General features: G+C 45.5%; 19 protein-coding genes and 1 other annotated feature. Of the genes, 13 read left to right on the forward strand and 6 right to left on the reverse strand.

Annotated features, from left to right (window positions below; translation table 11 throughout):
• Nucleotides 1-93: 93 nt before the first annotated feature.
• Nucleotides 94-1,890, forward strand: a complete 1,797-nt coding sequence (locus tag ASD24_RS26425; RefSeq protein ID WP_056702310.1) for a M3 family oligoendopeptidase — start codon at nt 94-96, stop codon at nt 1,888-1,890.
• Between the two features lie 358 nt (nt 1,891-2,248).
• Nucleotides 2,249-2,662, forward strand: coding sequence for a hypothetical protein (locus tag ASD24_RS26430; RefSeq protein ID WP_056702311.1), 414 nt, complete (start codon nt 2,249-2,251; stop codon nt 2,660-2,662).
• A gap of 76 nt (nt 2,663-2,738) precedes the next feature.
• Here ASD24_RS26430 and ASD24_RS26435 read toward each other — a convergent pair whose 3' ends face one another.
• Nucleotides 2,739-2,972, reverse strand: a complete 234-nt coding sequence (locus ASD24_RS26435) for an alpha/beta-type small acid-soluble spore protein (protein ID WP_024634588.1) — start codon at nt 2,970-2,972, stop codon at nt 2,739-2,741.
• A 216-nt stretch (nt 2,973-3,188) separates the two neighbouring features.
• Complete coding sequence (locus ASD24_RS26440) at nt 3,189-4,163, reverse strand: aldose 1-epimerase (RefSeq protein WP_056702313.1); 975 nt, start codon at nt 4,161-4,163, stop codon at nt 3,189-3,191.
• 292 nt (nt 4,164-4,455) lie between these two features.
• Nucleotides 4,456-4,733 (forward strand) — a binding site (T-box leader).
• Nucleotides 4,734-4,823: 90 nt separating this feature from the next.
• On the opposite strand from ASD24_RS26440, the gene trpS reads away from it, so the two are divergent.
• Complete coding sequence (trpS, locus tag ASD24_RS26445; RefSeq protein ID WP_056702315.1) at nt 4,824-5,816, forward strand: tryptophan--tRNA ligase; 993 nt, start codon at nt 4,824-4,826, stop codon at nt 5,814-5,816.
• Between the two features lie 122 nt (nt 5,817-5,938).
• Here the strand turns inward: trpS and ASD24_RS26450 are convergent, their stop codons facing one another.
• Nucleotides 5,939-6,136 carry a hypothetical protein gene (locus ASD24_RS26450; protein ID WP_056702317.1) on the reverse strand — a complete coding sequence of 66 codons (198 nt, stop codon included), beginning with the start codon at nt 6,134-6,136 and terminating at the stop codon, nt 5,939-5,941.
• Nucleotides 6,137-6,254: 118 nt separating this feature from the next.
• Here ASD24_RS26450 and ASD24_RS26455 point away from each other — a divergent pair, with 118 nt between their 5' ends.
• Nucleotides 6,255-6,476 carry an alpha/beta-type small acid-soluble spore protein gene (locus ASD24_RS26455; protein ID WP_056702318.1) on the forward strand — a complete coding sequence of 74 codons (222 nt, stop codon included), beginning with the start codon at nt 6,255-6,257 and terminating at the stop codon, nt 6,474-6,476.
• A gap of 106 nt (nt 6,477-6,582) precedes the next feature.
• Here the strand turns inward: ASD24_RS26455 and ASD24_RS26460 are convergent, their stop codons facing one another.
• Complete coding sequence (locus tag ASD24_RS26460) at nt 6,583-7,563, reverse strand: metal-dependent hydrolase (RefSeq protein ID WP_056702320.1); 981 nt, start codon at nt 7,561-7,563, stop codon at nt 6,583-6,585.
• 676 nt (nt 7,564-8,239) lie between these two features.
• On the opposite strand from ASD24_RS26460, the gene ASD24_RS26465 reads away from it, so the two are divergent.
• Nucleotides 8,240-8,851 (forward strand): SCO family protein, encoded by a 612-nt coding sequence (locus ASD24_RS26465; protein ID WP_056702323.1) that lies wholly within the window; start codon nt 8,240-8,242, stop codon nt 8,849-8,851.
• 110 nt (nt 8,852-8,961) lie between these two features.
• Here ASD24_RS26465 and ASD24_RS26470 read toward each other — a convergent pair whose 3' ends face one another.
• Together ASD24_RS26470 and ASD24_RS26475 are read right to left on the reverse strand one after the other, a co-directional pair.
• Entirely contained in the window at nt 8,962-9,309 is a 348-nt protein-coding gene (locus ASD24_RS26470) for a toprim domain-containing protein (RefSeq protein WP_056702325.1), read from the reverse strand.
• A gap of 168 nt (nt 9,310-9,477) precedes the next feature.
• On the reverse strand, nt 9,478-10,659 hold the full coding sequence (locus tag ASD24_RS26475) for an MFS transporter (protein ID WP_056702326.1): 1,182 nt from the start codon (nt 10,657-10,659) through the stop codon (nt 9,478-9,480).
• A gap of 214 nt (nt 10,660-10,873) precedes the next feature.
• On the opposite strand from ASD24_RS26475, the gene ASD24_RS26480 reads away from it, so the two are divergent.
• The 8 genes from ASD24_RS26480 (at nt 10,874) to ASD24_RS26515 (ending at nt 20,759) form a co-directional block, all read left to right on the forward strand.
• Nucleotides 10,874-11,329 (forward strand): hypothetical protein, encoded by a 456-nt coding sequence (locus ASD24_RS26480; RefSeq protein ID WP_056702327.1) that lies wholly within the window; start codon nt 10,874-10,876, stop codon nt 11,327-11,329.
• Nucleotides 11,330-11,347: 18 nt separating this feature from the next.
• On the forward strand, nt 11,348-12,493 hold the full coding sequence (locus ASD24_RS26485) for a transglutaminase domain-containing protein (protein WP_056702329.1): 1,146 nt from the start codon (nt 11,348-11,350) through the stop codon (nt 12,491-12,493).
• A 105-nt stretch (nt 12,494-12,598) separates the two neighbouring features.
• On the forward strand, nt 12,599-14,623 hold the full coding sequence (locus ASD24_RS26490) for a peptidoglycan D,D-transpeptidase FtsI family protein (RefSeq protein ID WP_056702331.1): 2,025 nt from the start codon (nt 12,599-12,601) through the stop codon (nt 14,621-14,623).
• Nucleotides 14,624-14,913: 290 nt separating this feature from the next.
• Nucleotides 14,914-16,881, forward strand: coding sequence for a peptidoglycan D,D-transpeptidase FtsI family protein (locus ASD24_RS26495; RefSeq protein WP_082560582.1), 1,968 nt, complete (start codon nt 14,914-14,916; stop codon nt 16,879-16,881).
• 237 nt (nt 16,882-17,118) lie between these two features.
• The gene (locus ASD24_RS26500) at nt 17,119-18,063 is read left to right on the forward strand and encodes a metal ABC transporter solute-binding protein, Zn/Mn family (RefSeq protein ID WP_056702857.1); all 945 of its coding nucleotides are present in this window, start codon (nt 17,119-17,121) and stop codon (nt 18,061-18,063) included.
• Nucleotides 18,064-18,135: 72 nt separating this feature from the next.
• On the forward strand, nt 18,136-18,921 hold the full coding sequence (locus ASD24_RS26505) for a metal ABC transporter ATP-binding protein (protein ID WP_056702861.1): 786 nt from the start codon (nt 18,136-18,138) through the stop codon (nt 18,919-18,921).
• Nucleotides 18,922-18,924: 3 nt separating this feature from the next.
• A complete protein-coding gene (locus ASD24_RS26510) occupies nt 18,925-19,887 on the forward strand; it encodes a metal ABC transporter permease (RefSeq protein WP_056702333.1) in 963 nt (320 codons plus the stop codon).
• Nucleotides 19,887-20,759 carry a metal ABC transporter permease gene (locus ASD24_RS26515; protein WP_056702335.1) on the forward strand — a complete coding sequence of 291 codons (873 nt, stop codon included), beginning with the start codon at nt 19,887-19,889 and terminating at the stop codon, nt 20,757-20,759. The genes ASD24_RS26510 and ASD24_RS26515 overlap by 1 nt, the downstream gene beginning before the upstream one ends.
• Nucleotides 20,760-20,789: the final 30 nt, after the last annotated feature.

A 20,789-nucleotide genomic window follows, 5' to 3' on the forward strand; every position in this document is an offset into this window, starting at 1 on the left:
TACATTTGTGTTGAATGAAAAATGGAATCACAGCATGTATATGGTTCATCGCATCATTTGTTATTCAATCTGTAGAGAGAGGTGCCTAATTAAATGAAAACACCATTACATCCCGTATGGGATCTGGAGTCCATCTTTAGTGGAGGTTCTTCATCCGAGTCATTTGCTGCATATCTAGTTGAGCTTGAGCATGATGTTCGCAACCTTCAACAACTACTGAAAGAAACACCTGTACCAAGCAATCTGGAGGAAACAAAAACATTTGATCCCATATTGGAATTGTTGCAGAGCTGCTACATTCGGACTTCCGAAGGATCGGCCTTTGTATCTTGTCTCTCTTCACAGAATCAGAAGGACAAGAAGGCTACACAGCTTCAAGGTGCGATTAGTTCTCTTGGAGCTATGCTGAGCAGCAGTAAGTCCCAGTTTGATAACAAACTCAGTGAAACGGAAGATCGCGTATGGGAAGCATGGATTGCTCGGGATGACATTCAGCCACTATCTTTTGTACTGAACGAAAGTCGCACACAAGCTCGTGAGAAGCTGTCACCTGAACTAGAGGGTCTTGCTCTTGATTTAGGGGTTGATGGTTACCATGGCTGGGGCAAATTCTATAATACAATCGTAGGAAAAATTAACATTCCATTTGAGCAAAATGGAGAAACAGTCATGTTATCAGCAGGGCAGGCTTCCAACAAGCTTAGTGACAGTGATCGCACTGTACGCGAAAAGGTTTTCGCGCAGTGGGAAGAGGCTTGGACTGACGTCGAGGATTTTTGTGCGGATACGCTGAATCATCTTGCTGGCTTCCGTCTTAAGTTATATGAAAAGCGTGGCTGGGATGATATCCTTAAGGAACCTTTGGCGATTAACCGGATGTCGCGTCAGACACTGGATACGATGTGGGATGTTATTAACGGAGCCAAACCTTCATTAGTTCGTTACCTAGAGCGCAAAGCGAAGCTTCTTGGCGTAGACAAGCTGAGTTGGAGTGACGTCGATGCTCCTGTTGGAAAATTGGGTGGCAAAGTGACTTATGATGAAGCTGCGATTAATATTGTTGAACAGTTCGCGAAGTTCAGTCCCAAGCTTTCGAAATTTGCTGAGATGGCGTTTGAGAAGCGTTGGATTGAAGCTGAAGACCGTCCTGGTAAGCGTCCAGGTGGATTCTGTACATCTCTGCCACTGAGCAAAGCAACTCGAATCTTCATGACATTCTCTGGGACTCCATCCAATGTTTCGACACTCGCTCATGAGTTAGGACACGGATACCATCAGCATATCATGGAAGAGTTGCCTGCGCTGAATCAACGCTATGCGATGAATGTAGCGGAGACAGCATCTACTTTTGCTGAATTGATCGTTGCTGATGCACTTGTTCAAGCGGCGACGGATGAACAAGAGAAGTTGGCTTTGTTGGAAGATAAAATTCAACGAAGTGTAGCATTCTTTATGAATATCCACGCTCGCTTCTTATTTGAGAATCGTTTCTATGAGCAACGTAAAAAGGGACTCGTTAGTGCCGATGAACTATCCAAATTAATGGTTGATGCTCAGCAAGAAGCATTCTGTGGTGTGTTAGCATCTGATCATCCGCATTTCTGGGCATCGAAGCTGCATTTCTATCTGACAGGTGTACCTTTCTATAACTTCCCGTACACGTTCGGTTATATGTTCAGTGCGGGAATCTATGCTAGAGCACAGCAAGAGGGAACAGCCTTTGCGGATAAATATGACGACTTGCTAAGAGATACGGGGCGAATGACCGTAGAGCAATTGGCTCATAAACATCTGGGGACTGACCTAACCAAGCCTGAATTCTGGCAAAATGCCGCCGATCTAGTTATTGCTGACATTGAAAAGTTCCTTGAGATGACAGAGGATCACTAATAAGCATTTATAGAGGTTGTCCAAAAAGCAGACTTTAATCAAGCCCTTTCTGAACACCCACTTATAGTGAAGCTTTGATTTTTACCGAGGAACAAATGCCATTTGTATATCATACAAGACTGCCAGCCCGATGCCGTCATTTGGGTGGCAGTCTTTTTTGTGACACGGCTGATACAATTATTTTGTCGCAATACAGAGAAAAAACTCAGTTTTAATCGCGCAAATGGCAATTAATTGTGCAAACTATAGTAATAAATACCCAAGTTTGTTTGTTATTGTTGAATGACCATATATATTGTCATATAATGAGTCGTAAGTCCTTGTTATGAAGGGATGAAGTGCATAAAGGAGGAGCAGTATGGTAAAAATTGACCAGCTTTCATTAGCACGACAGTTAGATCTGGTGTTCAAAGAGCTTGATAATGAGTTGGCGGGGTTAGATTCAGGTGTTGTTTTTGTGCAAATACGCAATAACGTAATTGGGAAATTCGGAATTCGACATAATCCGATATCTGGGCGGAATGGACAATTAGAAGTGGAGAATGAGGGATTAAATGAAGCTCAGCGGTCTTCTTTCCGGGTTATGGCATTAGAGACGTTGAAATTTAAGAAGAATTGGACGCATGGAGAAATTTCATATGACTTTACAGTAAGACAAGGCATGATTTTGGTAGATGCAACGATGGAATCCAATTACAATATGGCTAACTTAATGATTCGTTATCCTAGGGCAAATACATACAAGGATTCAGGAATGGAATCAACTTCCTAAGCGCCAGTATAACCAAAAGCGGCACTTCCGAAGAAGGCCGCTTTTAGCATTACCACGTAAGCATGCTTTCGAGTTCTTAAGAACGACCCGATAATTGCTGCTCAGCGATTTGCACCAGACGTTTAGTAATGTATCCTCCCAGAGATCCTGTCTCACGGGAAGTGTAGTTACCGTAGTATCCATCTTGTGGAATGGTTACACCCAGCTCTTGTGCCGCTTCAATTTTCAATTGTTGCAAAGCTGCTGTTGCTTGGGGAACAACCAGATTGTTAGAACTGTTTCTATTACCTTGGTTTTGGCCTCCGTACATGTGTGTCACCTCCTTATGGGTTGGTGATGTTAGTATGGTTAGAGAATGAAGAAATATACATCATATGGCGTAAGGGAAATTTTAGGGTTTAATGAGGTGAAGGGTATAAGCAAAAAGCCGATCCTATAAGGATCGGCTTTTTGGCGTATAGGTAAAATGAAGAACGTACGTCTGTGAGCATGATAAGGTGCATGATAGAGTTGTTTCTTTGTAACGTTACTCTACTGGAGGAACAACTTCAATCCGTGTAACCAGCTCTACTGGCTGCTGTGGTTCCAGTCGGATCAATCCCGTTTGCTGATCTGATAAAGACAGATTCGGGGCATCGGAGAGCCAGGTGTAAGGCTCAATGCACAGGAATTGATCGGATTCGCCTTTTGTATAGAGAACCCAATGCTTGAAATATCGTTCATCTGCTGAATAATTCAGCAGATATCCATCCTGACGTCGTAGTTGAGCAATAGCCGGTTTGTGCTCGTCAGCCTTGAGAAGTGTATCCCAATTTCGGCCTTGCATATTCATACCTTCATTCAAGGCAGCCCATTCGCCTAGCTCAGCAATTTCACCTGTAGGCAACTGTTCTTCATTCTGTGAATATAAACCTGAAACAGGCAGCTGAAGTGTCCATTCGGCAGGTGCGCCGTCAAGTAGGAACCATGTATGATATCCCATTCCAAATGGAGCAGGAGTTGAACTCAAATTCGTTACGCGCAACTGTTGGCTCAGGACAGCATTTTGCAGCCTAAACGTCATCTCTAGCTTGAGAGGAATGGGGAATTGCTCCATCCAGTGATCTTCGTTCTCGGTAAGTAATTCCGTAGTGATGGCACATCCATCTTCATCCTCTTCTATGTCACTGACACACCAGGATTGTGTACGATGGAGACCATGGATGTGGTTGTCGTTGGCTGTGTTCTGATCGAACTGGTAATGGACGCCCTCATATTCGAATTGTCCACGATGAATCCGACCGGGTGGAATGAGAAGCGGAACACCGAAGTGATACGGTTTCTGCAGATAAAATGCAAGATCATCTTCTTCTGGGCTGCGAACGACATCGCGTCCCTGCACGAGATCGCGAATAGAAATGATATTGTTTCCAAGACGCGGTAGCAGGGTAATCTCCAATTCACGGCTATGTAGGATATACGTGTCGTAACCATTCCATTGGCCTTTGGTCACTTGTTTCATATCGATGCTCCTTTTCCCACTTGAAATCTGTCTGCAAGCGGCTTTTTTAATCTTCCGCTGCAGGCGTGTCATTGTGTACATGCCAGCAATCCCTTAAGCAATCCACGTGAATGCTTGGAATAGGGTTAAGCTATTCCATCATAACAGATTTCAGTGGGGTGGGTAAAAAAAGCTCATTCTTAATTTTTGACAATCCGTGTGGATGGCATTAAGATGGTATTCAGATATAGCTTTATTTACGAGTTGAATAACTTGAAAATGCTTGTTTCAGAAGTGATTTTTAAAACAAACGCTTAAAGCGATGATAGGGATAAGTAAGTGGAGGGCACTCTCTTCAGAAAGCCGGTGGGTGATGTGAACCGGTGTGAACTCTTTGCCGAATGGCCCCTTGAGTGCGGAGTTGAACCGGGTAGCTGATGTTGGCTCTATCCCGCAGTAGGTTCTGACGTATATTCCACGTTACGGAACAATGAAGGTGTTTCTTGTCGTTGAATCGATGTGCGTAAGTACAGAGAATCTACTTATCAAGGGACACGAATAAGGGTGGCACCACGGTCTCACGTCCCTTGCGGGCGTGGGATCTTTTTGCGTCCGCGGAGAATATATGATTGACCCGGAGTTAACTGGATCAGAGCTAAATTCGAGGAGGCATTACTTTTTATGAAAACTGTATTATCTGGAATTCAGCCGAGTGGTAAACTTACGCTTGGTAACTACATTGGTGCGATCAAAAATTTTGTGAAGCTGCAGCATGATTATCAATGTCACTTCATGGTGGTGGATCTTCATGCCGTCACTGTATCTCAGGAACCTGCTGCACTCCGTGAGCAATCCGAGGCGGTAGCTGCACTGTTTATTGCAGCTGGCATCGATCCGACCAAGTCCAACGTATTTTTGCAGTCCCATGTGCCTCAGCACGCTGAGTTGGGATGGTTAATGACAACACTCACTTCTATGGGTGAGCTTGAGCGTATGACGCAATTCAAAGACAAGTCTTCAGGAAAGGATTCCGTTGGGGCAGGGTTGTTTGTATATCCATCTCTGATGGCAGCTGACATTCTGTTATACAATGCTGATCTCGTTCCTGTAGGTGAGGATCAGAAGCAGCACTTGGAGCTCACGCGTGATCTCGCTGGTCGCTTCAATCACCGTTATGGGGAGTATTTCACAATTCCAGATCCGTACATTCCGCAAGTGGGTGCGCGTGTGATGTCATTGGATGATGCTTCCTCCAAAATGAGTAAAAGTAATCCGAATGCAGGCAGCTATATTGCATTGCTCGACACGCCGGCAGAGATTCGCAAGAAAATCAGTCGTGCCACAACGGATTCAGGACGTGAAGTCGTGTACGATCCGGCTAACAAACCGGAAGTGAGCAATCTCATGAGTATCTACGCGGAATGTGCAGGCATGACTCTTCAACAGGTTGCTGATCAGTATGAAGGTCAGATGTATGGTCCATTCAAAAAGGGATTGGCAGAGGCTGTCGTTTCCGTCATTGAGCCATTGCAACAACGGTATCATGAGATCCGTGAATCTGGCGAATTGGCTGATATTCTCGATGCTTCCGCTCGTCGGGCAGAAGAAGTGGCTTCCAAAACACTTAATGATGTTAAAGAACGTATGGGCTTTGTACCAAGACGTGCACGGTAGTAAGTCATATTTGAATTTCAACTATATAGAGCAATGAGGTTTAGATATAGCCAAAAGAGGAGCCATAGGCTCCTCTTTTGTTGTCTGACTAGAGTATATAAGCGTTGCTTCCATAACACGAATTAAGAAGCTGAACCTGTTGACGCGTGGAGTTCGCGCCGTTCTTTTTTGGCACGGATGACAAATCCCCAACCGATGTTACCCATGGACAAAATAAATCCTAACGCGGCCAACCAGCCCGAGTAAGACATCGAAATTGCTGTAACCGTTAACAAAACAATGGAAGAGAATGCAAACCATAAGGATAGACCTTTGCTCATTGGAAAAAACCTCCATCATAAATTTAATGAATCTCCGTATAACCTGAAGCGTGCGAGACATAATAATCTTGCAAGCTTGCATTACATTACAGACACAGATTGAAAGGAGATTTAAAATATGGCTCAAGGATCTCGTTCTTCTAACAACTTGGTGGTACCTCAAGCAACTGCAGCATTGCAACAATTGAAAATGGAAGCTGCACAGGAACTGGGTGTAACTATTCCACAAGACGGTTACTATGGTAACTACACTTCCCGTGAGACAGGATCTCTGGGTGGGTATATTACCAAACGTCTGGTACAAATCGCTGAGCAGTCTCTGGCTGGGTCTGGCAAATAATTCATCATAACCAAACAGCAACAACCAGAAAGCCCGGAGCGGAATGCTCCGGGCTTTTGCGCGGTTTAGTTCCTATGTTGATTGTGCCCTTCTTGGCACACTTTCGTCAAGAGCGTGCCGACAAAAGTTTTTTATCCATTTTTTCGTCACTTAACCAGCCCACATACGTGTCGATGGTTTCAAAATTTCGATCCATGACAACGACAGCGACAAATGGATATTGTTTGCGGTGTCGATAACGGACATCCGCCCAGCGAACTTTGTATCCGGCAGGTAATTCCTCAACCTCAGCTACAGCATACGATGTGAAGTACAGGAATGCTTGCACCTCAGGTGACTGACGGGAAGCAGCTACCGCTGCGTGAGTAGATGAAGAAGCTTGCAGATTCCAAGTCAGGTCAGAACCATCTAATTTTCCAATCTCATAGCGATCATCTGCATAACGCTTCACCACATGCCAACGACTCCAGGATATGGTGGGGATGACGATATAACGAATAGCATCTGTACTGTAATCCATTCGTTTTACCTTAGAGACAGCCTGTGCGTGCGCAATAATCCGCCAAATATAATACAAGCCGATGATGATATACAGCGTGACGAACAGTGGAGCAGGTGCTACAACATCAAAAGCCCAGAGCAAGATTGCTACGACATGTGAACTGAACAGAAACGGATCAAAAATATGAATGATATTCCACGCGATCCACTTATCCGTAAATGGCCTTGCCGCCTGGGTGCCATACGTATTGAACAGATCCGTAAATACGTGTACACAGACCGCAACAGCCGTCCATATTGCAACATGTGCAATAGCGACACCAGGGAAGATCAATGCGATTACACCTGTAATGAGCAATGTCCATAACAGGAGAAACGGCAGGGAATGGGACATCCCACGATGATTTCGAATATACAGGGAATTACTTTTGAGACGCAGCGCAGTATCAATATCAGGGGCTTGTGAGCCAGCGATCGTACCGACCATTACCGCTGCTGCAAGCATGGGGCTTGAGGCTACAACAGGATCAACATAAGCTAGCCCAGCCAAACCAATGCCCATGACAAAATGTGTAGAAGTATCCATAAACGTCTCCTTTGTTGTGTAGATCGTTCTCGTCATACTTATCATACGTGTTCAAAAAGGTCGGTTTTCAGTACCGAGAAGATGGGATGGAGCTAGAAATGGAGTAGCGGAGCGTAGGCAAACCTACGTGAGCAACTACATGTTTCCGAAGGAAACAAGCTTCGTAAGCATCCCGCTTTTTTCGGATGAATCCTTATTCGATGCTGAGATGCCGACAGGCATCCTTCGTAATCAAAAGCGGACTTTTTGAACAACCTCTAATCATTCTCTATCTAGGTGATACCCATCTATAGTGTATATTATCCGTCTGCCAAGAAGCAAAACAGGTCATCTGCAAAATAAAGGCCAAATTAATATGCTTTTTGTTCGATATTTGTACAAGCATGGCTCAACTCTTTTGGAATTTTCTGTGATAAACTTTATATCGGACAAAGAGGGTAACGGCTTAACCATTTCAAGAAGCATGTTCAAAAAGTTTCGTAGGCATGTTGCTGAAGAACAGGTACAATAGTAGAGTGCTCTACAATAGGTGGATTTTCTAGACATACATAATGAAGGAATAGGCCGTCATTTATCAACGTGATTACTTATGGGGAGCAAGCAAGAGCTTAAACCGTCTGGTTTCTGCATATGTATGCGCCTTCATCGTAACGACATGGGAGAAAGGAAGAGGATTATGCTCAAAAAGTATATATGGACATGGATATTACTCGCATTAGCACTCGTTATGGTTGTATATCTGATGTGGGGGAATCTATTTGCAAGCAAGGAGAAATTACCCGAAATTCGGGAGATCCAATCCTTTTCTATGGAAAATGTAGATGGGAACACCGTATCGCTTGAGGATACTCAAGGCAAAGTCCGTTTATTCTACTTTTATTTCACCAGTTGTCCAGATGTATGCCCGATAACGACATATACACTTTCTGAAGTGCAGGATCTGTTGAAAGAGGACGATACATTTGGCAATGACGCTTCGTTTGTATCGATATCGTTTGATCCAGAGGTGGACACGAAGGAGAAGATTAAGGAATTTGCCGATCGTTTCCATGCTGATTATAACGGGTGGTATTTCCTCCGTGGGGATATGGAAGAGACGAAGAAATTCGCCAGAGAATCGTTCCAGATTCTGATTGAGGGTGAGACTATAGATGATTTTGCCCATATGAACCTGATTGGTTTGGTGGATCGAAACAATCAACTCCGCAAAATTTACAGTGCAGGCGCTACAAACGATGTTGATCCAGCTGTAATCGCCGAAGATATTCGCAATCTTATTAAGGAGTAAGCAATGAGATGGTGGGGTACGGAGTGTATCTCATGGGATGGATAACAATCAAAGGCACCGCCCAGATCAAACACAGATCTGAGCAGGTGCCTCTTTTGTATTGGGCATATTTAAAATGACGGCTGTTCAGGATATTGAATATATGCCTCTAATCCCGCCTTTTCTAACTGAGCAATGATGTATTCATCCGGTGTTCCTTCTACCCCCGCATAACCACGTCTAGTGTACATCTGCTCCGCATCCGGAAAAGCATCCCGCAGAACGCCTCTGATTTTCTTGCCAGAGCTGTCATTATCCATAAACAGATAGACTTCATCATAACCAACCTGCTTTTTAAGCGTCTCAAGCTTTAAGGAATTCAGTGTTCCAAACGTACACAAGATGTTGATCTCAGGCCCAACCAGTCGTTTGAGTTTGCTACGATCATTCTTACCTTCCACGATGACATGAATAGGCATCATATTCACCTCTTGTTCGAGAGCTTGTGTCGACATTCCCCGGGAAATGTTGTCGCGGAAATCGACGGATCATATATAGTGTAGCTGTAAATAGGGGAATGATGCAAAGGACTAGCAAAAAAACAAACTCTTGCAGGGATTGAGGCTAAATGAACGTCTATTATGATATTAACCCAAAACACTCTTGGGGTCAGACGCTGACAAAGAAGCTTCTCGTCTGGAAGTGAAATAAGGAAGCAGAAGAATACCAACCATCAATAAGATGAATCCGATAAAATAAGGAGAGACTCCCACACGAATCTGTCCAGCTGCGATTGGACCGATGAACGATCCGATGGATGTTGCGATGGATTGTAGAGAGAAAATTCGACCTAGCTTGTTGCCACCGCTTAGCCTAATAAACAGGGTTGCCATCGCCGGAAACGTGATCCCCTTGGACATCCCGAGTACAAACAGAACAGTAGGCAAAGGCAACTGAGGAATAGCTGCTAAGGCGAAGAAGCAAAGGGACATCAATAATACACCTGCGGTTACACGTAGCTTAGGTGAATATCGGTTGAGAAATAACATACTCAATGTAAATAAGGCTCCAATACTAATGATGGAAAATAGAAGTCCTGTAGACATGATGGAGGAATGACCTCCTCCTCGAAGAGGCAGTTCAAAGAATAGGATACCTTGGGCACAGGCTATGACAAGTGGCAAGGCGAAATAACGCCAGGATACGGGTAGGAACACCTTTTTGCTCTCAGGTAAATGACTTGGCTGGGCAGGCTCAGTTACCTTCTCAGGCTGTGGCTCAATTAACCCTTTGGGCATGGAGAAGAAGGCAATAACACCTGTCAGAATGAGCAGATAACCAAGGCTTGCAAAGGTTGCCGAAAATCCCATACTACCTACGATGAGTGCTCCTGCCGCGGGAGATACAACGGATGCGAGTGTATGCACTACACCGTGACCAGACATATACTTGCCCTGGGTAACGGGATCACGGGACAACTGAGCTAACAGAGCTAGACAGGCAGGAGATAGAAAAGCGAGCACAAACCCGCTGATGGAGCGAAGTGCGAGCAGCTGCCAGGGGGTGTGGATCTGAGCTTGAATGAGCAGAATGATGCCCGCACCTAACAGGCTGAACACAATATAGCGGCGGCTACCGTGTTTGTCGATTTGCGTACCAGCAATGAGATTACCAGGTAAATGAGTCAAGGAGTAGATGCCCATCATCCAACCAATGAATGTTGGAGCTGCCCCAAGCGAAATCGCGAATGGCGTCAGGATTGGATACTGGGCATGCAGATCAAAAACAGCAAGAAACAAAAATAAATAGAGCCATATGGCCGTTTTCACAAAAGCCCCTCCTTGTTAAGCGATGCATGTTCATCGGTGGTGTATCATGGTATTCGCGTATATCACGCAGAACCTCATGGTACTACTTGTACGCCCGGAGGGACGAACTTAGACCCTTTATTTTCACACCTATAGGCTTAGCTGACAGCAGGTTCGGAAATCATGTATAATATTCGGGAAGTGTGTACTCAACTCTAATTCGGAAGGTGTAGTCATGGACATAGAAGTAATTAAAGAGTTTGTGATGCAGAACTGGCTTGTGATCGTTGTTGCATTGATCATTTTGTTCTTCGTTCTGAATGTCGTCAAAACGGTATTGAAATGGGCGATTGCCATCATCATTATTGCGGCTCTACTGATATACAGTGGTATCTCCATTGACCAGATCAAACAGACGGTAACGGATGTTCAAAGCAGTACGATGGACACATTGAAGAAAGAAGCAACGAACCTTATGGTGAACGAAGCGTCTAAGGCGACCTATGCCAAAGGACAGAATGGAGAATTCACTATTACAAGTCCCAATGTAGAGATTAAAGGCACTGTAGGCTCAGACAAAGTTAATGTCGTGCTTCGCGGGATCTCCCTGGGAGAATGGAATTTGGATAACGAAACGATACGTACCTTTGTTAATAAGGCCAAAGGAAACGTAACAGCACCAGCTTCTTAGTAAAGGAGGAATGAATTCGTGCTGCAAAGTTGGCTGGACAGCCTGAAGGAATTCAACGGTATCACCATTGTACTGTTGTTAATTGTGGCAGCTTCATTGCTGCAAGGGTGGTCTAGAGGAGCATCGCGTTCCGCAGGCAGACTATTTGGTTTCCTCATGGATGGTATTATGGTGGTCATCAGTATTCTGCTGTCTGTGGGTCTTACGTTATGGCTTGCGCCATATGTTCAGCAATGGCTGTCTACGTATGCCGGGACGATCCCTAACCGAGATTTGAATCGCTGGGAGCAGATGTATTATACATTAGTTACAGCCATTGCTGATTTTCCGTTGATGCGGTTCGCTGTGTTATTCGTTATTAGCTATGGATTTATCCGGTTGATTCTCGGGTTTCTCTCGTCCTTTTTCTATAAAAGGAATGATTCGGCAGATCAGGAGAGCTGGCCGAAAGGTTTCTTTAGCCGTGTAACTGGTGCAATCATTGGTGCGATTATCGGCTCTGCGCGGGGAATGATTGTGATTGCCATTTTATTCATGATCGTGAGCCTCTATCCAGGCAGCATGTTCAGTCGTTACGTGGAGGCTTCACCGATCTACATGCAAGGAGCCAAATCGGTGATTGAGCCGTTGTCGGGTAACCTGATCAAGGACAAGCTTCCTGTATTTACCCAGGCTGTGCAAAAAGAATTGGGTGGTATTCTACAGCGGAAGTATGATGTTATTGATCATAATATACCGGCTGACATCGAGTCTGCGGCACATGAAATTGTGCAAGGCAAGTCCGCGGAGGAAGAGAAGGCGCGGGCGCTGTATGATTGGGTAGGTTCACGAATCGAGTATGATTACGGCAAAGTAGATGATTATGAACAAAAAGGCATTTGGCATGAGCAGACGCCGCAAAATACATTTGATACGCGTAAGGGTGTGTGTATCGACTATGCCCGCCTATATGCCGTAATGGCTCGATCACAAGGTCTTGAGGTTAAGGTTGTAACAGGTCTCGGGTACAATGGGCAGGGCGGTTATGGCCCGCATGCGTGGAACGAGATTTATTTGAGTGATTCCCAGAGCTGGATTCCACTGGACCCAACATGGGCAGTGAGTGGTGACTGGTTCAATCCTCCGAATTTTGCCGATACCCATCTGAAAGATCAGACAACATAACAATACACCGGGCATGATCCGGATATGACGACGTTGCCAAGTTATCATGCCGTGAGTAAGTTCGTTTTACGCGGTATGCACCAAGTCATGAAAGAGGTAGGATGAATGAACAATCATTCAAAAGAGAAGGATGAACATACAGATAAACGGCGCTTTAGTTACCGTATTAACGTATTTTTCTTCGTTTCCTTTGTTATTTTTAGCGTTATTATTGTACGTTTGGCGTTTTTGCAATTTGTTGAGGGGCCAGAACTCAGTCAAGAAGAAGCCAGCAACATTACGAAGGATGTTCCCCTTGCTCCGGTGAGGGGTACGATCTACGATTCAACACGTCAGGTGAAGCTGGCATATTCGAAGCCAATTCAATCATTATATTTAACGCTGTATAAAAACTATGGCGACGTAGGTGGAAAACCGAGTCCGTATATGCCAGAAGCGGAAGATATCGCTACTCGGCTTCATGATGTGTTTGAGCAGTACAAAACCAAAGACTCTGAATCACTTACCGTGGAAAATATCATCGAAGAGATGGATTTGAATTCGCGTAAAGCCAATGGATTCATGCCACGTTTGATTAAGAGTGATCTGTCCGAAGAGGAAGTCGCTTATTTCCTCCAGCATAAGGATGAGTTCAAGGGCATTCAGATTGTGGAGGAAAGTGTACGATACTATGACCCAGATACTGTAGCTGTTCAGACAATAGGTTATTTGAAGAAATTCAAAAGTTCCAAATCACTCGACAAATATCAAGCGATTGACGCGGCGAATAAAACACAGAAGGATCCAGGTCTCGTATACACAGAGAATGAGTTTGTAGGCTTCGATGGACTTGAGCTTCAATACCAGGATGCTCTGCGCGGTAAGAGCGGATATAACTCTGTGGACGTGGACTTGCGGAACTTGCCAGAAGGTGTAGCGGGGACGACCCCTCCCGAGAAAGGCTATGATCTGATTGCCAGCATTAACAAAAACGTTCAAGTGAAGACAGAGCAAGCGATATTGGATCAGCTCAGTTGGCTTCACCGTAATCCGGTGTCGGGTAAGTTGCACCCTAATGCCAAAACGGGGTATGCGGTTGCGATGGAAGTAGACACTGGTAAAGTTGTGGCTGCCGCGAGTATGCCAGATTACGATACCAACGTATGGAGAACCGGAAGTATTACGAACGAGCAGTACGATAGTATTAAGTATGTCTATTTAAATGGTACGATTCGAGGATTCCCACCAGACGACTCCAGAAAGAGGGCGGAATCGGTTGTATTGCTCGGTTCCACGATCAAACCACTTAGTGTACTGATCGGTTTGAAAGAGGGCTTTATTACAACAAACACAGTCTACCCGGACAGGGGTTCAACGACGTTTGGTGGAGATAATCGTAGAGTGCAGAACTCAGGCGGTCACGTGTACGGTCTGCTACGTCCTCGTGATGCCATTCGTCACTCCTCTAACACATTTATGATTGATGAGATCGGTAAAAACTTATATAGCCGTTATGGTGCCAAAGGTATTGATGTGTGGAATGGGTACATGGAACAATTCGGACTAGGCGTAAAAACGGGCGTTGACCTACCAAGCGAATATGCTGGTCTTAAGGATTACAACAATGATGACGAAAGTTCGCTTACTCGACTTGTATATGCTTCCTTTGGACAACAGGGTAAATATACAGCCATGCAGCTTGCTCAATATACAACGATGCTAGCTAACAAAGGAAAACGGATGGAGCCTCAATTAGTGAGTGAGATCCGGGATTCGGAAGGTAACATTGTAGAGAAGATCAAGCCGAAAGTGCTGAGTACTGTAGATTTCAATGATGCATATTGGAATGAAGTGCAGCGCGGTATGGCAACAGAGGTTTCGGCCTTTAGCAGCTTCCCGTATGATTTTGCAAGAAAAACAGGTACTTCCACGCAGGTCGTCGGCGGTAAAAATGTTGATAACGGGGTATTTATAGCCTATGCTCCTCGCAACAATCCTAAGCTTGCAGTAGCTGTTGTTATCCCCGAAGGGGGCTTCGGTTCAAGCAGTGCAGCACCTGTTGCACGTGCAATCTTCGATGCGTATGATGAGGAGTTTGGACTGGACGGAGTTCCGAAGAAAAAGCAAAATGATGAAACGGATACGCAGTAACTACGTATCAGTCAGTATTAAGAGGTTCCCTCTAGGGAGCCTCTTTTATTTTTGATATCGTCCATCGTCTAAATCTACAACAGTTACGGTGAAGTGGACTTAAAGACATAGCGCATGTAAGACTGTTTTTGAGATTGTTCATGTTGTTAGTTATTTGGTGTATTACCATTTATGTGATCTATTCACCTATGACGAAAATGTAACCAATATTTGGGGGACATTGTGGATTACCTTTGATAAACTCATAGAAGAACAGCGAATATGAACGTAGGAACGGAGAGGCTTAATACATGTTTAACCGATGGAAAAAGAGCAAAATGGTTACGGAAGATCCACCTGTTAATAAGCTATCGAGCGCAAGGCTTAATATGTTTTTTTTCGCAGCCTTTGTCATATTTAGCATCCTGATTTTTAGGCTAGCCTTTGTACAATTTGTTGAGGGGCCTGAGCTCACCTACATGGAAACGAGCCGTAACACGAAGGATATTCCACTTGCACCCGTGCGTGGACCAATCTATGATGCGACCGGAGAAGTGGCATTGGCATATTCCGTGCCTGTACAGTCTCTGTATGTGATGTTATACGAGGACTACAGTAGAGGAGCGAGGCAAGAAGAAGCGCGGGAGTTAGCGGATGATCTGGCAGGTGTGTTCCAGCAGTTTAACCCAGGAGATCCGGAGCAACCGGATGCAGAAGAGATTATTAAACGCTTGGATCTTGAATCCCAGAAGGCGCATGGATATACGCCAAGGCTCGTAAAGTCGGATCTGAATACGCAAGAAATTGCTTATTTCATGGAAAAAAAAGCAGAGTATCCAGGGGCGATGGTCCTGGAGGAGAACGTACGAAGATATGATCCTGATGGTGTTGCCGTTCAAGCCATTGGGTACACGAGAGAGTTCAAGGGACAACAGCAAAATTCAGAAAAGTATAAAAAAATTGGTGAGGCTGAAGCGACGGAGCGTGACCCTGGGCTTCGCTATACCCAGCAGGAGAATGTTGGGGTAGACGGTCTGGAGTTTCAATATCAGGAAGTGCTTCGGGGACGCAGTGGTTACCAGTCGATCGACATCAATGCCCGTAATTTGCCAGAGGGTGCGATGGAGCAGACACCACCGCAGAAGGGGTATAGCCTGGTCTCCACGATTAATAAGGAAGTTCAGCTGGCAGCACAAGAGGCAATCACTGATGAACTTCGTAGACTGCCTAAAGCGGTTACCGGTTATGCAGTAGCGATGGAAGTGGATACGGGCAATGTCGTAGCCATGGCGAGTATGCCAGACTATGATCCAAACGATTGGGATTATGACAAAATTAAGTTTGTGTATCGTAACGGAACGATGGCTTCTTTCCCACCGGACGATTCGAGAAAGAAAGCAGAATCCGTTGTACTACTTGGATCGGTTATTAAACCGCTCAGTGTACTGATCGGCTTGAAGGAAGGGCTGTTTACAGCTGGACAGACCTATTTTGATCAGGGTTATGCAATCTTAGGGAAAGACGGAAGACAAGTGAAAAATTCACATTCCGCATACAATGGGCACATCACGGCGAGACGAGCCATTGAGAAATCATCGAATGCCTTCATGATTGATATGGTGGGTAAACGATTACTGAATAAGTATGACTCGGTAGAAGGTATTAATAAGTGGGATGAGTACATGAAGGATTTTGGCCTTGGCGTATCTACGGGTGTAGATCTTCCTGGTGAGTTCTTGGGACGATTGGAATACAAGGAGGATCATGAATCTGGGCTGACGCGTTTGGCTTTTGCATCATTCGGCCAACAAGCGAAGTACACAACCCTTCAGCTTGCCCAATATACGACGATGCTTGCCAATAAAGGTAAGCGGATGGAGCCACATTTGGTGAAGGAGATCCGTGATGCTAATGGTAATGTAGTCAAGAAGATCCAACCCAAAGTATTAAACGAGGTCGAGTTTGCGGATGCATATTGGAATGAGGTACACCGCGGGATGGTGACAAAGGTAAGCTCATTTGATGGATTTGCCTATGATTTTGCTCGGAAAACAGGAACCTCGGAGCAAGGCACGGGGCCGAATAAAAAGGAAAATGGTGTGTTTATCGCTTTTGCACCACGGGATAATCCGAAACTTGCGGTAGCAGTCGTTGTACCCGAAGGGGGATTTGGTTCGGTTAGTGCCGCTCCAGTTGCCCGCAAAATCTTTGATGCCTACGACGAAGTGTATGGTCTAAACGGCATTCCCAAAGGTAAGAAGGATGCAGAGCAGCAATAAGACTTTTCGGAATATTTAATTTATGTAAAATATATTCGAGGTCATGAGCCTAAATAGACGGCTCACGATTGATTCAGGACAGGCAGGGGAAATTTTCCCTTGCCTTTTTATTTTTCATCAGATAAAATTTGCACAAGGGAAACATTATTAGCTTAGATTAAATTTTAATACCTTGTACAACAAAATTAGATGTGGACAAATATTTTAGGAGAAGGAAAGGGGTTGTTTGGATTGTTAATGGTGAAGATGAGGAGTATTCATCGAGGGTTTATTACACTTGCGGCTTTGGCGATTATTATGGTGCTTACCGCTTGCTCAAGTGAAGCAGAGACTGGCAGTGATGGGAAAGTGCAAGTAACAGCCACGACTGGAATGATTGCGGATGTCGCACGTGAGGTAGGTGGAGCATATGTTGACGTTACCGGTTTAATGGGACCTGGAGTAGACCCCCATCTGTACAAAGCATCTCAGGGAGACATACGCAAACTGGAGCAAGCGAGTGTAATTTTGTATAACGGTCTGCATCTGGAAGGCAAGATGACAGATATTTTGGAGAAGATGTCCAAGAGCAAAATCGTTACAGCGGTAACGGAAAATATCCCTGTGGATCAGTTGCGTTCTGGTAAAGAAACGGGTGGTACGGAATACGATCCTCACGTCTGGTTTGATGTCGGTCACTGGATTCATGCGACAGAATCGATTCGCGATACGCTGATTAAGGCAGATCCAGCACATGAGGAACAATATAAAGCGCAAGCGGAACAGTACCTAGGCAAACTGCAAGCATTGGACGAAGAGGTTCGTCAGCAGATTCAAGAAATTCCGGAGGCAAGTCGAGTACTCGTTACCGCCCATGATGCGTTTGGATACTTCGGGCAGGCTTACGGCATGAACGTCATGGGACTGCAAGGGATTAGCACAGCAGCGGAATATGGTGCAAAAGATGTCAGTGAACTACGTGATTATCTTGTAGAGAATCAGATCAAAGCTGTGTTCGTAGAGTCGAGTGTGCCTGCAAAAGCGATGGAAGCCATTATTGCTGGAGCGGCGGAAAAAGGACATACGGTCACCATTGGCGGCGAATTGTTCTCAGATGCCATGGGTGCTGAAGGTACGGAGGAAGGCACATATATCGGTATGATCCGGCATAACATCCAGACCATTGTCGAGGCATTGAAGTGATGGAAGAAGGATCAAGAGAGGAGTGGAACGTGAATGAACAAGTTAACATCATCTAAAAATTCTCTTCAAGGCATGACGAACAATCATGGTCAACAGGAAAAGCAGTCTGCAACAGCTCCTCTCAGTGTGAGAGATCTAGCAGTGGCTTACCACAAGAAACCTGTTCTAAGCGGAGTATCCTTTGATATTCCAGAAGGGCAGCTTATCGGTATATTGGGTCCGAATGGAGCAGGCAAATCAACCCTAATCAAAGCAGTGCTCGGGCTGGTTCCCAAAATGCATGGCGATGTACGTATTTTCGGGCAATCCTATCGTGAGCAACGGAGACGGATCGGGTATGTTCCGCAAAGGGAGTCCGTGGATTGGGATTTCCCTACCCATGCGCTGGATGTGGTGACGATGGGACGTTATGGTCATCTGGGTTGGTTCCGTCGCCCAGGCAAGAAGGAACGTGATCTGGCAGCACATTGTTTAGAGCAGGTCGGCATGGGTGACTACATGTACCGTCAGATCAGCCAGCTCTCCGGCGGTCAGCAGCAGCGGGTATTTCTGGCACGTGCATTAGTTCAGGATGCGGATCTATATTTCATGGATGAACCATTTGCCGGGGTTGATGCAACAACAGAAAAGGCGATCATTTCTTTGCTGGAGCAGTTGAAGCAGCAAGGAAAGACCGTGCTTGTTGTACATCATGATTTGGCAACGGTGGAGGAGTATTTTGACCATGTGCTGTTGTTGAACGGGCGGCTTGTAGCAGGTGGGCCTACTCACGAAGTATTTGTACCTGACACACTACAAGAGACGTATGGAGGCCGGATTGCGATGATTGGAAGCCGGTCGGAGAAAGGCCAGGTGTAATGCATGTGGAACTGGGCACTCTCCATTCTGTCTGACCCGAATACTCGCTGGATTCTTCTCGGATGCTTGTTGCTTGGATTCAGTAGTGGAATCATTGGCTCCTTTACCTTTTTACGACGTCAGAGCCTTATGGGCGACACACTTGCACATGCAGCGTTGCCGGGAATCTGTATTGCATTTATGCTAACCGAGACCAAATCCGTGGGACTTTTCTTGTTTGGCGCTCTCGTTGCTGGTATTGTAGCCACCTTCGGTATTTCATGGATTACACGACATTCTCGCATTAAGCAGGATGCTGCAATGGGAATTGTATTAACGGTGTTCTTCGGCATTGGCGTAGTGATGTTGACACGCATTCAGCATAGTGCGAGTGGAAGCCAGAGCGGGCTCGATAAGTATTTGTTTGGTCAGGCAGCTTCTATGGTTATGACCGATGTGTATGTTATGGGCGGCGTCTGTCTCGTGTTACTCATCGCTTGCCTCGTGTGGTTTAAGGAATTTAAGCTGGTGAGCTTCGATCCAGGATTCGCAAGAGGCATGGGATTGCCTGTTGCAATGCTGGAGCAGCTCATTCTGCTATTAACTGTTATTGCGGTCGTTGCAGGCATTCAGGCGGTAGGCGTAGTCCTCGTTGCCGCCCTGTTGGTCACGCCGGCAGCTGCAGCACGGTGCTGGACGGATTCACTCGCACTTATGGTGCTGCTCTCAGGTATATTTGGTGCCATGAGTGGTGCAACAGGTACGTTGTTCAGCACGATGGTGCCGAATCTACCAACAGGACCTGTGACTGTGCTAGCAGCAACTGTCCTGTTTGCAGGTTCGGCACTACTTGCTCCGCGCAGGGGCTTACTGGCTCGGCGCTTACGAAGTATTCAAGCCAAGTCGGCTTACTTGAGAGAAGAGCATGCCGCCGTTCAGACACTCTCTGCGCAGCGAAATGGGCAGCAAGAACGGGGTGAGATGTAATGGCAACATTTTGGATTATTTTAACAGCTGTACTTGTCTCGTCAGCTTGTGCAATTCTGGGTTGTTTTCTAATTTTGCGCCGGATGGCCTTAGTGGGTGATGCCATTAGTCATGCTGTACTGCCCGGGATTGCCATAGCTTTCTTATGGAGTGGTTCCCGAGATTCGTTATGGATGCTGCTTGGTGCAACGATCTTTGGTCTATTGACGGTGTTTCTGATCCAGAGCTTGCAGGCTGGAGGTCTATCCTCCGATGCATCTATTGGTATTGTATTTACGGCTCTATTTGCGGTAGGGGTCATCTTAATTAGTCTGAATGCACAGCATATTGATTTGGATCTGGACTGCGTCCTATTTGGTGAGATTGCTTATGTGCAGTGGGATACACTGATGATTGGCGGTACGGATGTTGGGCCAAGAGCAGTATGGATGCTGGGAATTACGTTGTTGGTCATCCTGGTTGTTATTGGGCTGTTCTATAAACAGTTCAAGCTATGTGCCTTCGATCCAGCACTGGCTGCAGCCTGCGGTATTCCGGTAGTGTTGTTCCATTACTTGCTCATGGGACTTGTCTCCATGACGTCTGTGGCTTCATTTGAAAGTGTAGGCTCTATTCTCGTTGTAGGTATGTTGATTGTACCTGCGGCAACAGCGTATCTGTTAACCGATCGACTTGGCAAAATGATTCTGTACAGCGTGCTGGTTGGAGCTGCTTCCTCGGTTGGAGGCTACATCATGGCTTATATGTTGGATGCTTCCATTGCAGGGTGCATGGTGGCGGTTGCCGGTATTTTATTTGTACTCGCGCTGCTATTGTCTCCGAAACACGGGATTATCTTCCGTTATGCTCGCCGTAAATTTGCTACACGTTAATGATGAAGATAACTTTAGATAAAAAGAGTT

Source organism: Paenibacillus sp. Root52 (genome assembly GCF_001426865.1).
In the GTDB taxonomy this organism is placed as follows: Bacteria; Bacillota; Bacilli; order Paenibacillales; family Paenibacillaceae; genus Paenibacillus.